This window comes from Actinophytocola sp. (assembly GCF_035762905.1).
In the GTDB taxonomy this organism is placed as follows: domain Bacteria; phylum Actinomycetota; class Actinomycetes; order Mycobacteriales; family Pseudonocardiaceae; genus DASYTH01.
In genome coordinates this window covers 1-14,082 of the sequence record NZ_DASUCC010000092.1, presented here as the reverse complement: position 1 = coordinate 14,082, position 14,082 = coordinate 1, and the positions used below count along the sequence as shown (strand labels likewise).

Below are 14,082 nucleotides of genomic sequence, written 5' to 3'. Positions count from 1 at the left end.
CCCGTCGCCGACCATGGCCGACAGCACGCCGTCCGGGCCCAGCTCGAGGAACCGGGTGACCCCGTTGCCCTGCAACGTGGTGAGGCCGTCGGCGAACCGGACCGCGTCGCGGACGTGCCGCACCCAGTACTCCGGGTCGGTGATGTCACCGGAGGTCACCACCGGGATCCGGGGTGAGTGGTAGGTCAGGGTTTCGGCCACGGCGCGGAACTCGGCCAGCATCGGGTCCATGTGCGGCGAATGGAACGCGTGCGAGACGGTCAGGCGCTTGGACTTGGCCCAGCGCGGCGCCAGCTCCTCGATCACCTCGACGTCGCCGGAGATCACCACCGAGGCCGGGCCGTTGACCGCCGCGATGCTCACCCGGTCCTCGAGTCCGGCGATCGCTTCGATGACCTCGGCCTCGGTCGCCTGTATGGCCAGCATCGCCCCGCCGGTGGGCAGCGCCTGCATCAACCTTCCGCGGGCAGCGACAAGAACGCAGACATCGTCCAAGGACAGGACGCCTGCCACGTATGTGGCAGCCAACTCACCGATCGAATGCCCCAACAGGAAATCCGGAGTGACACCCCAGGACTCCAACAGGCGGAACAGCGCCACCTCGAGGGCGAACAACCCGGCCTGGGTGTACACGGTCTGGTTCAGCAGGTCCGGGTGGGTGAACAGGACCTGCCGGAGTGGGTGGTCCAGCTGGGTGTCGAGACGGGCGCAGACCGCGTCCAGGGCGTCGGCGAACACCGGGTAGGTCTCGTACAAGTCGCGGCCCATGCCGACCCGTTGCGATCCCTGGCCGGTGAACAGGAACGCGGTGCGGCCCTCGGAGACCACGCCGCGCACGACGCCTGGACCGGACAGGTCGGACAGGTGGGTGGGGTCCAGGATGACGGCTCGGTGGGCCAGCGCGGCCCGGCCGGTGGCCAGCGCCGCTCCGACGGCGGCGGCGGGCAGTTCGGGCACGACGGCGGCCAGTCGCTCGGCCTGCTCGCGCAACGCGGCCGGCGACTGCGCGGACAGCACCAAGGGCACCAGGACCGGCTCGGGACCCGCGACCCGAGCGGTATCGGGTTCGGGCGCCTGCTCGATGATCGCGTGCGCGTTGGTTCCGCTGATGCCGAACGAGGACACGCCGGCCCGGCGGGGCCGGTCGACGTCCCAGGGCCGGGCCTCGGTGAGCAGTGCGACATTGCCGGCCGACCAGTCGACGTGCGGGGACGGCTGGTCCACGTGCAGGGTGCGCGGCAGGACTCCGTGCCGCATCGCCATGATCATCTTGAGCACCCCGGCCACCCCGGCGGCGGCCTGCGTGTGCCCGATGTTGGACTTCAGCGAACCCAGCCACAGCGGCCGGTCCCGGTCCCGGCCGTAGCTGGCCAGCAGCGCGGTGGCCTCGATCGGGTCGCCGAGCACGGTGCCGGTGCCGTGACCCTCCACCACGTCCACATCGGACGGTGCCAGTCCGGCATTGTGCAGCGCGGCGCGGATCACCCGCTGCTGCGCCGGCCCGTTCGGCGCGGTGAGACCGTTGGACGCGCCGTCGGAGTTGATCGCGGTGCCACGTACCACGGCCAGCACCCGGTGTCCGTTGCGGCGCGCCTCGGACAGCCGTTCCACCAGCAGCAGGCCGACGCCCTCGGACCAGCCGGTGCCGTCGGCGGCGGCGGCGAACGGCTTGCACCGCCCGTCCGCGGCCAGCCCACCCTGCCGGCTGAACTCTTCGAACACCACGGTCGTCGGCATCACGCACACGCCGCCGGCCAGTGCCATCGAGCACTCCCCGGAACGCAGCGCCTGGACCGCGAGGTGCAGGGCCACCAGCGACGAGGAGCACGCGGTGTCCACGGTGACCGCCGGACCCTCCAGCCCGAACGTGTAAGCCACCCGGCCGGAGATCACGCTGTTGGAGGTGCCGGTCATCGCGTGGCCGGCCATCTCCTCCGGCACGTCCGCGCCGTAGCCGGATGCCGAGGCGCCGATGAACACGCCGGTCGCCGTGCCGCGCAACGAATGCGGGTCGATGCCGGCCCGCTCGAGCAGCTCCCAGGCGGACTCCAGCAGCAGCCGCTGCTGCGGGTCCATGGCCAGCGCCTCGCGCGGGGAGATGCCGAACAGGTCGGCGTCGAACCCGGTGGCCGCAACGAATCCGCCCTGCCGGGTGTAGGGCACCTCGCCGGTGGTGTCCCAGCCGCGGTCGGCGGGGAACCCGGAGATCCCGTCCCGGCCCTCGGCGACCAGCTCCCACAGCTGTTCCGGCGTGGTCACGCCGCCGGGGTACCGGCAGCTCATCGCGACCACCGCGATCGGCTCGTCGGTCGCGGCAGCGGTGCGGAGAATGTCCGGTGCGGCAGCGGTTTCCCCGGCCAGTGCGTCGGCGAGGTGTCCGGCGACGGCCGCCGCGGTCGGGTAGTCGAACACCAGGCTGGCGGGCAGCGCGAGCCCGGTGGCGGTGCCCAGCCGGTTGCGCAGCTCGACCGCGGTGAGCGAGTCGAAGCCGATGTCCTTGAACGGCCGGTCGGCGGTGACCGCGCCCGGGTCGGTGTGCCCCAGCACGGCGGCGGCCTCGGCGCGGACCAGCTCGGACACCGCCTGCCGGCGTTCGGCCGGGGACAGGCCGGACAGCCGGTGCGCCAGCTCGGAGTCGGCCGGCTCGGGGCGTGCGGCGCCGGCCGCCTCGGGGAGACCGGTGAGCAGCGGGCTGGGCCGGGTGGAGGTGAACGCCGGGGCGAACCGCTCCCAGTCGATGTCGGCGATGGTCAGGCAGGCCTGGCCGCCGGCGACGGCGCTGCCCAGTGCGGTGACCGCGAGAGCCGGCGACATCGGCGCCAGGCCACGGCGGCGCAGGTACTGCTCGGCGTCGAAGTCGACCAGCATGCCGGCGTCGGCCCAGGGTCCCCAGGCGATGGCGGTGGCGGGTTGTCCTTGGTTGGTGCGGTGTTGGGCGAGGGCGTCGAGGTGGGCGTTGGCTGCGGCGTAGGCGGCTTGGCCGCCGCTGCCCCAGATGCCGGCGATGGACGAGAAGAGAACGAATGCGTCCAGAGGGGTGTCGGCGAGCAGTTCGTGCAGGTGTTGGGCCCCATCGACCTTGGCGCGCAGGGTGTCGCGCAGTGCCACGGGGGTCAGCTCGGTCAGCCCGATCTGGCCGGTGGTGCCGGCGGCGTGCACGACGGCGGTGACCGGATGCGCTTGCAGGAGCGCGGAAACCTCGTCGCGGTCGGCGATGTCGGCGGCCACGACGGTGGCGTCGGCGCCGAGGTCGGCCAGTTCGGCGACCAGCTCGGCCGCGCCGGGGGCGGTCGGGCCGGAGCGGGAGACCAGGATCAGTTCGGTGGCGCCGCGGGCGGCCAGCCAGCGGGCGATGTGCCCGCCGAGCGCGCCGGTGCCCCCGGTGATCAACACCGGACCGGTCGGCCGCCACTCGTTGCCCGGCAGCACATCCACGCCGGAGGCCCGGACCAGCCGGCGGGCGAACACCCCGCCGGAGCGCACCGCGACCTGATCCTCGCCGCGGTCGGCGAGCAGTGCGGCCAGGCGCGCGGCGGCCCGGTCGTCGAGGGTGCCGGGGAGGTCGATCAGGCCGCCGAACCGGTGCGGCAGCTCAAGAGCCGCGACCCGGCCGAGGCCCCACACCTGCGCGGCCGGCACGTCGGTCAGCGGGTCGGACCGGCCGACCGACACCGCGCCCCGGGTCAGCGCCCACAGCGGCACGTCCAGTTCGGCGTCGGCCATGGCCTGCACCAGGGTCAGGGTGTCGGCGACGTCGCGGTCCGGCAGGGACAGCACGCCGGACACCGGGCCGGCGGCCCGCAGCCGGTCGGCCAGGCCGGCGCGGTCCTCGCCGGCGATGACCGGCAGTTCGGTCAGCTCGACACCGGCACCGCGCAGCGCGGCGGGCACGGCGGCGTCGGTGCCGATGGCCAGCCAGGTGCCGGCCGGGGTGCCGGTTCCGGTGGGGACCGGGGTCCAGGCGATCCGGTACCGCCAGCCGTCCACTGTGGACTGGGTGGTGCGGTCCCGGCGCCAGGCGGACAGGGCGGGCAGCACCGTGCTCAACCCGTTGTCGGCGTGCAGGTTGAGCGTGTCCGCGACGGCGGCGAGGTCCTGCTGGTCGACGGCGGCCCAGAACCGGGCCTCCGCGGGGTCGGCGGGCCCGCCCGGCGGGTCGGCCGCGAGCCAGTACCGATCGCGCTGGAAGGCATAGGTGGGCAGGTCGACCGGACGTCCCCCGGGCTGCACTGCGGTCCAGTCCACGGTGACGCCGTTGACCCAGGCTGTGGCCACGGCGGTGAGCAGAGTGCTCACCTCGTCACGCCCGGCACGCATGCCGGGAATCGCGACCCCGGCCCCGACAAGGGCGGACAGCACGCCATCGGGTCCCACCTCGACGAACCTGGTGACACCGTTGGCATCCAGGGTGGCCAGGCCGTCGGCGAACCGGACCGCATCCCGCACGTGCCGCACCCAGTACTCGGGGTCGACCACATTCCCGTTGGTCACCACGGGGATCCGGGGTGGGTGGTAGGTCAGGGTCTCGCAGATCGCCGCGAACTCGGCCAGCATCGGATCCATGTGCGGCGAGTGGAACGCGTGCGACACGGTGAGACGTTTGGTCCTGGCCCAGCGCGGCGCCAACTCCTCGATCACGTCGGCGTCACCGGAGATCACCACGGCGGTGGGGCCGTTGACCGCGGCGATGCTCACCCGGTCCTCGAGACCGGCGAGGGCTTCGGCGACCTCGGTTTCGGTGGCCTGCACGGCGAGCATGGCGCCACCGGTCGGCAGGGCCTGCATCAGCCTTCCGCGCACGGCGACCAGCGTGCAGGCGTCGTCCAACGACAGCACGCCGGCCACGTGCGCGGCGGCCAACTCGCCGATCGAGTGGCCGAGCAGGAAGTCCGGCTTGATCTCCCAGGATTCCAGCAGGCGGAACAGGGACACCTCGAGGGCGAACAGGCCGGCTTGGGTGAACACCGTCTGGTGCAACAGATCCGGGTCGGCGAAGAGGACTTCCCGGAGCGGGCGGTCAAGTTCGGGGTCGAGGCGGGCGCAGACCGCGTCGAGGGCGTTGGCGAAGGTCGGATAGGTGTCGTAGAGCCGCTTGCCCATGCCGGCGCGCTGGGAACCCTGGCCGGTGAACAGGAACGCGACCGGGCCGGTGCTGGCGGTACCCCGGACGGGTGGGTTGGCCAGTCCCGCGACAAGCTCCGGGTGGGTGCCGATGACGGCGGCGCGGTGGTCGAGGGCGGCGCGGGTGCTGGCCAGGGAGTGGGCGATGTCGGCGGCCGACAGCTCGCCGGGCAGTGCGGTCAGCCGGTCGGCCTGGGCCCGAAGCGCCGGTTCGGTGCGGGCGGACCACAGCCAGACCAGCACACCGGGTTCGGGAGTGGGTGCGGCGGGCGCGGGTTCGGGGGCCTGTTCGATGATGGCGTGGGCGTTGGTGCCGCTGATGCCGAACGAGGAGATGCCGGCGCGGCGGGGCCGGGCGGACGGCCATGGCTGGGTGCCGGTGAGCAGTTCGACTCGTCCGGCCGACCAGTCCACGTGCGGCGAGGGCTCGGTGGTGTGCAGGGTGGCGGGCAGCGTCGCGTGGCGCATCGCCATGACCATCTTGATCACACCGGCGACCCCGGCGGCGGCCTGGGTGTGCCCGATGTTGGACTTGATCGAGCCCAGCCACAGCGGGGTGTCCCGGTCCTGACCGTAGGTGGCGAGCAGGGCCCGGGCTTCGATGGGGTCGCCGAGCCGGGTGCCGGTGCCGTGCGCCTCCACCGCGTCCACATCGGACGGTGCGAGCCCGGCACTGCGCAGTGCGGCGCGGATGACGCGCTGCTGAGACGGGCCGTTGGGCGCGGTCAGACCGTTGGACGCGCCGTCGGAGTTGACCGCGGAACCCCGGACCACGGCAAGGATGCGGTGGCCGTTGCGCCGGGCGTCGGACAGCCGCTCCAGCGCGAGCATGCCGACGCCTTCGGACCAGCCGGTGCCGTCGGCCGCCGCCGAGAAGGCCTTGCACCGGCCGTCCGGCGCGAGGCCGCCCTGGCGGGTGAACTCGGTGAAGATGCCGGGGGTGGAGATCACCGCCACGCCACCGGCAAGGGCCATCGAGCACTCGCCGGAGCGCAGCGCCTGGGCGGCCAGGTGCAGGGCCACCAGGGAGGACGAGCAGGCCGTGTCCACGGTGACGGCCGGGCCTTCGAGGCCGAGGGTGTAGGCGATCCGGCCGGAGGCGACGCTGCCGGTGGTGCCGGTCAGCAGGTAGCCCTCGTGGTCGGCGGGTGCCTGATGCAGCGGCGGCCCGTACTCCTGGGACATGGCGCCGACGAACACGCCGGTCGGGGTTCCGCGCAGGGACAGCGGATCGATGCCGGCCCGCTCGAGCACCTCCCACGCGGACTCCAGCAACAGCCGCTGCTGCGGGTCCATGGCCAGCGCCTCGCGCGGGGAGATCCCGAACAGCGCCGCGTCGAAGTCTCCCGCGTCGTAGAGGAAACCGCCCTGCCCGGTGGCACTGGCGCCGCCGAGCAGCGCGCCCAGGTCCCAGCCCCGGTCGGTCGGGAACTCGCCGACCGCATCGGTGCCGGCCGCCACCAGCCGCCACAGGTCCTCCGGCGAGGCCACGCCGCCGGGGTACCGGCAGGCCATCCCGACGATCGCCACCGGCTCGTCCACCGCCGTCGCCACGGCGGTGACCGACTCGGCGGTCCCGGCGCCGATCAGCTCGCCGCGCAGGAACTCCACCAGCGCGGCCGGTGTCGGGTAGTCGAACACCAGCGTGGCCGGTAGCCGCAGCCCGGTCACGGCGTTCATCCGGTTGCGCAGCTCGACCGCGGTCAGCGAGTCGAAGCCCAGGTCCTTCAGCGCCCGATCCGGCGCGACCGCGCCGTCCGAGGAATGGCCGAGCACCGCGGCGACCTCGGCGCGCACCAGGGCGAGCAGTTCCCGGTGCGCCTCGGCGGCGGGCAGCCGGGACAACCGCCGGCCGAGCGAGGTGCCGTCGTCCCCCGCCGCCCGGCGGACCGGCGCACGGACCAGCCCACGCAGCAGCGCGGGAACATCGCGCAGCCGCGCCGGATCGAGCCGCATCGCCACCAGGTGCGGGCGGCCGGACCGGAGCGCGACGTCGAACAACGCCAAACCGTCCGCTGTGGACAGTGCGGCGCCGGTGCGCGCGGCCCGGGCGCGGTCCACCTCGGTGAGGTTCCCGCTGATCGTGCTGGCCTGGGCCCACAGCCCCCAGCCAAGGGACAGCGCCGGCAGCCCGGCCGCGTGTCGCTGGACCGCCAGCGCGTCCAGCACCGCGTTGGCGGCGGCGTAGTTGGCCTGCCCGGCGGTGCCGAACGTGGCGGCCACCGACGAGTACAGCGCGAACAGGGCGAGATCCTGGCCGGCGGTCAGCTCGTGCAGGTTCAGCGCCGCGTCCACCTTCGAGCGCAGCACGGTGTCGAGCCGCGCCGCGGTCAGCGACTCCAGCACGCCGTCGTCGGCCACCCCGGCGCACTGCACCACGCCGGTCAACGGGCGCTCGATGTCGGCAAGCACGGCGGCGAGCGCGGCGCGGTCCGCCGCGTCGCAGGCGATCACCCGGGCCTCGGCGCCCAGCCCCGCAAGGCGGGCCGCCAGTTCGGCGGCGCCGGGGGCCTCCGGGCCGCGCCTGCTGGTCAGCACCAGGTGCCGAACCCCGTGTGCGGTCACCAGATGCTCGGCAAGCAGCGCGCCGAGCGTGCCGGTGCCGCCGGTGATCAGCACCGCGCCGTCCGGGTCGAGCCCGGTGGGTTCGGTGCCGGCGGGGGCGGTCCTGGTGAGCCTCGGGGCGAACAGCTTCCCCGAGCGGACGGCCAACTGCGGTTCGTCCACATCGGACAGACGGGTGAGCATGGCGGCGGAGGCCGGGTCGTCGTCGGTGTCCACCAGGACGATCCGGCCGGGGTTCTCGGTCTGCGCCGAGCGCACCAGTCCGGATACGGCGGCACCCGTGAGCGCTCCCCTGGTCACCACCGCCAGCCGGTCGGTGGAAGGTGGGCCGGCCAGCCAGGTTTGCAGCACGGCAAGCGCCTCGTGCGTGGCGGCGCGGATCGCCTCGGCCGAGTCGTCGCCGGGCACGTCCAGGCCGACGGCGAGCTCGGATCCGGCCGGTTCGACCTCGATCCAGTCCACGGCGAACAGCGATCCGGCGCCGGGCCGGTGGGCCAGGTGCGCGCCGGTGACCGCCCGGACGGTCAGCGACTCCACAGCGGCCACCGGGTTTCCGGCGCCGTCGGCCAGCCACAGGGCGAAGGTGTCCGGGCCCACCCGAGACAGCCGGGCCCGCAGCACGGACGCGCCCACCGCGTGCAGCGACACCCCCGACCACACGAACGGCAGGTAGGCGCTGTCCGGCTCGTCCAGCAGACCGCCGGCGGCCAGCGCGTGCAGGGTGGCGTCCAGCAGCGCCGGGTGCAGCCCGAACGCGGCACCGGGTTCGCCGTCCGGCAGGGCGATCTCGGCGTACACGTCGCCGTCGCCGGTGCGCCAGGCCGCGCGCAGGCCCTGGAACACCGGGCCGTAGCCGAGGCCGCGTTCGGCGAGCCGCGGGTAGCAGCCGGCCAGGTCGACCGGCTCGACCAGCGCGGGCGGCCATTCGGCGAACGAGAATCCTCGGGGTGCCTCGGTTTCGGCGGCGAGCACGCCGGTGGCGTGCCTGGTCCACGAGTCGGCGCCGTCCGGCCTGGCGTGCACCGCGACGGACCGGGTGCCGTCCGGCTGCTCCTCGCCGACACCGACCTGCACCAGCACGCCGCCCTGGCCATCCAGGGTCAGCGGCCCCTCCAGGGTCAGCTCGGCCAGCCGGGGAAGCCCCGTCAACTGCCCGGCGTGCAGCGCCAACTCGACGAACGCCGTGCCCGGCAACAGCACCGTGTCGTGCACGGCATGGTCGGCGAGCCACGGGTGGCTGGCCAGGGAGACCCTGCCGGTGAGCACCAGACCGTCCCCGCCGGCCAGCGGCACCGCCGCACCCAGCAGCGGGTGGCCGGCCGCGCCCAGCCCGGCGGCGGCGACACCGGCGGTGCCGGTCCGGCCGTCCACCCAGTACCGTTCCCGCTCGAAGGCGTAGGTGGGCAACGGGATTCGCCGGCCGCCGGGCAGCAGCGCCGGCCAGTCCAGCGCGATCCCGTTGACCCAGGCGGTGGCCACGGCGGTGAGCAGCGTGGTGGGTTCGTCACGCCCGGCCCGCAGGGTGGGCATCGCGACACCGTCGTCGACCAGGGCGGACAGCACGCCGTCCGGGCCCAGCTCGATGAACTTGGTGACCCCGTTGGCGTTCAGGGTGGCCAGGCCGTCGGCGAACCGGACCGCGTCGCGGACGTGCCGCACCCAGTACTCGGGATCGAGCAGGTCACCAGCGGTGATCACGGGGAGCCGGGGTGGGTGGTAGGTCAGGGTTTCCGCGACGGCGCGGAACTCGGCCAGCATGGGTTCCATGTGCGGCGAGTGGAACGCGTGCGAGACCACCAGTCGTTTGGTCTTCTCCCACCGGGGAGCCAGCTCGTCGATCGCCTCGGCATCGCCGGAGATCACCACCGAGGTCGGGCCGTTGACCGCCGCGATGCTCACCCGGTCCTCGAGACCGGCGAGGGCTTCGGCGACCTCGGTTTCGGTGGCCCGCACGGCGAGCATGGCGCCGCCGGTGGGCAGGGCCTGCATCAGCCTTCCGCGCGCGGCGACCAGCGTGCAGGCGTCATCGAGGGACAGCACCCCGGCCACGTGGGCGGCGGCCAGCTCGCCGATCGAGTGGCCCAGCAGGAAGTCCGGCTTGATCCCCCACGACTCCAGCAGGCGGAACAGCGCCACTTCCAGAGCGAACAGGCCGGCCTGGGTGAACACCGTCTGGTTCAACAACTCGGGCTCGGTGAAGAGGACCTGTTGCAGCGGGTGGTCGAGTTCCGGGTCCAGCCGGGTGCACACCGCGTCCAGTGCCTCGGCGAACACGGGGTAGGTGTCGTAGAGCTGCCTGCCCATGCCGGCGCGCTGGGAACCCTGGCCGGTGAACAGGAACGCGGTGCGGCCGGGGGTGACCGCGCCGGTCACGGCATCGGCGCCGAGCAACACGGCCCGGTGTTCAAGGGCGGCCCGGCCGGTGGCCAGCGAGTGGGCGACATCGATGGGGTTGGCGTCGAGGGCGCGCAGCCGGTCGATCTGAGTGCGCACGCCGGTTTCGGTGCGGGCGGACACCGGCCAGAGCACTACCGGGGGTGGGCCCGTCGCCGGCGGCGGAGCGGGTGTGGTCTGCGGCGCCTGCTCGATGATCGCGTGCGCGTTGGTGCCGCTGATGCCGAACGAGGAGATGCCGGCCCGGCGCGGACGGTCGGCCGCCCAGGGTCGCGCCTCGGTGAGCAGCTCGACCGCGCCGGAGGTCCAGTCCACGTGCGGCGAGGGCGCATCGGCGTGCAGGGTGCGCGGCAGGATTCCGTGCCGCATGGCCATGATCATCTTAATGGCGCCGGCCACGCCGGCGGCGGCCTGGGTGTGCCCGACGTTCGACTTGACCGAACCCAGCCAGAGCGGCGTGTCCCGGTCCTGGCCGTAGGTGGCCAGCAGCGCGGCGGCCTCGATCGGGTCGCCGAGCGTGGTGCCGGTGCCGTGCGCCTCCACGGCGTCCACATCGGACGGTGCCAACCCGGCGTCGGCCAGCGCCGCCCGGATCACGCGCCGCTGCGACGGGCCGTTGGGCGCGGTGAGACCGTTGGAGGCGCCGTCGGAATTGACCGCCGTGCCGCGCACCACGGCCAGCACCTCGTGCCCGTTGCGCCGGGCGTCGGACAGCCGCTCGACCAGCAACAGGCCGACGCCCTCGGACCAGCCGGTGCCGTCCGCGGTGGCGGAGAACGACTTGCACCGGCCGTCCGCGGCCAGCCCGCCCTGCCAGCTGAACTCGACGAAGGCGCCCGGCGTGGACATCACGGTCACCCCGCCGACCAGAGCCAGGTCGCACTCGCCGGAGCGCAGCGCCTGCGCGGCCCAGTGCAGCGCCACCAGTGACGACGAGCAGGCGGTGTCGACCGTGACCACCGGCCCTTCCAACCCGAACGTGTAGGCGATCCGGCCGGAGGCGACGCTGGGAGTGTTACCGGTGAACACGTACCCGCCGAGCTCCTCGGTGGCGTCGTGCAGCCGCGGACCGTAGTCCTGCGCCATGAAGCCGACGAACACGCCGGTCGGGGTTCCGCGCAGGGACAGCGGATCGATGCCGGCCCGCTCAAGCACCTCCCACGCGGTCTCCAGCAGCAGCCGCTGTTGCGGGTCCATGGCCAGCGCCTCGCGCGGCGAGATCCCGAACAGCGCGGCGTCGAAGTCGGCGGCGTCGTAGAGGAACCCGCCCGCGTCGCCGTCGCCGGTCCGGTCCCGCAGGGCGTCCAGATCCCAGCCGCGGTCGGTGGGGTACCCGCCGACCGCGTCCCCGCCGGATTCCACCAGCCGCCACAGATCCTCCGGGGAGGCCACGCCGCCGGGGTAGCGGCAGGCCATCGACACGATCGCGATCGGGTCCTTGTCGACCCGGGCGCGGACAACCGACCCGGCGCCGGCCGCGACCGCACCGGCCAGTTCGGCCCGCAGGAACGCCACCAGCGCGGCCGGGGTGGGATAGTCGAAGATCAGGATCGGCGGCAGCCGCAGCCCGGTCGCCGCGTTGATCCGGTTGCGCAGCTCCACCGCGGTGAGCGAGTCGAACCCGATGTCCTTGAACGCCTGGCCGACCTCGACCGCGCCGGCCGAGCCGTGCCCGAGCACCGTGGCGACCTCGGCCAGCACCAGCTCGGTCAGCAGCCGGTCGGTGTCGGCCGGGGACAGCCCGGCGAGCCGGCCGGCCAGATCCGGCGAGCCCGCGCCGCCGGCCGCGGCACGCCGGACCGGGACCCGCACCAGCGAGCGCAGCAGGGCAGGCACCGGGGTCTGTCGGCGCAGCGCGGCGAGGTTGAGCCGGGTCGGCAGCACGTGGGCGAGGCCGGTGCCGATCGCGGTGTCGAACAGCGCCAGACCGTCCGCTGTGGACAGCGCGGCGCCGGTCCGGGCGATCCGGGCCCGGTCGACCTCGGTCAGCCGGCCGCTGAGCCCGCTGGCCTGTTCCCACAGGCCCCAGCCGAGCGAGACCGCGGGCAGGCCGCGGGCCGTCCGGTGCTGGGCCAGCGCGTCCAGCACGGCGTTCGCGGCCGCGTAGTTGGCCTGGCCGGGCGTGCCGAACGTGGCGGAAACCGAGGAGTAGAGCGCGAACAGCGCCAGGTCCAGGTCCGCGGTCAGCACGTGCAGGTTGACCGCGGCGCCGGCCTTGGGGTCCAGCACGGCGTCGAACCGGTGCGGGGTCAGCGATTCGAGCACGCCGTCGTCGGTGACCCCGGCGCAGTGCACCACTCCGGTCAGCGGGTGTTCGAGGCCGGCCAGCACGGCGGCCAGCGCGGTGCGGTCGGCGGCGTCGCAGGCGATCACCGTGGCGGTCGCGCCCATGCCGTCCAGCTCGGCCACCAGCTCGGCGGCGCCGGGGGCGTCCGGACCGCGCCGGCTGGTCAGCACCAGGTGCCGGACCCCGTGCGTGGCAACGAGATGCCGGGCCAGCTCGGCGCCGAGCGTGCCGGTGCCGCCGGTGATCAGCACGGTGCCGTCCGGGTTCAGCGGGCGCCGCGCATTCGCCTCCGGTGCGGCGCGCACCAGCCGGGGCACGAGAACCGTTCCGGCGCGGATGGCCACCTGCGGCTCGTCCAGGGCCAGCACGTGCGGCAGCAGGGCGAACAACGTGTCCTCGGCTGTGTTGTCGTCCCGGTCGACCAGCACGAACCGGTCCGGGTGTTCGGCCTGCGCGGAGCGCACCAGGCCGGCGGCGGCCGCCCCGGCCAGGTCGTCGACGGGATCGCCAGGGGTGGCGGCGACCGCGCCGCGGGTGACGATCACCAGCCGGCCCGAGCCCTCGGCGAGCCAGGACCGCAGGTCGGCTAGCACCCGGTGGGTGGTCTCCCGGACCGGGTCGCCGACCTGGTCCAGCCGGACCAGCTCCACCGGCTCGTCCGAGTGGTCCGAAGTGGACACCGGGGTCCAGCGCACGGCGAACAGCGCGTCGTCCGGCCCGGCGGCGGCCTCGAGCTGCTGGGCCGACACCGGGCGCAGGGCCAGCGAGTCCACCGTGAGCACCGGGGCGCCGGTGGCGTCGAATGCCTGGAGTGACAGGGTTTCCGTTCCGGCCTTGGTGACCCGGACGCGCAGCGCGGGGGCGCCGGTGGCGTGCAGCGTCACCCCGGACCAGGCGAACGGCAGGCGGGCGGCGGCCAGACCGTCCAGCGCGACCACGTGCAGCGCCGCGTCAAGCAGCGCCGGGTGCAGGCCGAACCGGCCGGCCTCGACCCGCACCGGCTCCGGCAGGTCGACCTCGGCGGCCACGGTGTCGCCGCAGCGCCAGGCCGACCGCAGGCCCTGGAACGCCGGGCCGTAGTCGAGCCCGGCGGCGGCCAGGTCCGGGTAGCACTGGCCGGTGTCGGCGATCTCGGCGCCTGCGGGCGGCCAGACCGGCTCGGTGGCCGGCGTCACCGGACTGCCCTCCGCCAGCACGCCGGTGGCGTGCAGGGTCCAGCCGGCGTCCTCGGTACCGGTGCGTGAGTAGATCTCCACCACGCGGTCGGCCGACACGCCGACCTGGAGCTGCACGGTGTCCCGCTCGGGCACCAGGAGCGGGGCCTCGAGGGTCAGCTCGTCGAGCCGGGAAAGGCCGGCGTGGTCCCCGGCGAGCAGGGCCAGCTCGACGAACGCGGTGCTGGGCAACAGGATCCGGCCGAGCACCCGGTGGTCGGCCAGCCACGGCTGGGCGGACACGCTCAGCGTGGCGGTGAGCACGGTGCCCGCGCCGGACGCGAGGGTGACCGCGCCGGTCAGGAACGGGTGCTCTGATCCGGTGCCGGGGCCGGCCCAGTACCGCCGCCGCTGGAAGGGATAGGTGGGCAGGTCGACCGGACTCCCGCCGGGTTGCACGGCGGTCCAGTCCACGGTGCTGCCGTTGACCCAGGCGGTGGCCACGGCGGTGAGCAGGGTGGTCACCTGGTCGCGGTCGGCGCGTTGCACCGGGATCGCGAC

At 74.3% G+C, this 14,082-nt stretch carries 1 protein-coding gene; it reads right to left on the bottom strand.

The genetic code is table 11. The features are described from left to right. Nucleotides 1–14,082 (bottom strand): type I polyketide synthase (locus VFV67_RS18115; protein ID WP_326471462.1); only part of this gene is annotated, 14,082 nt, incomplete at both ends.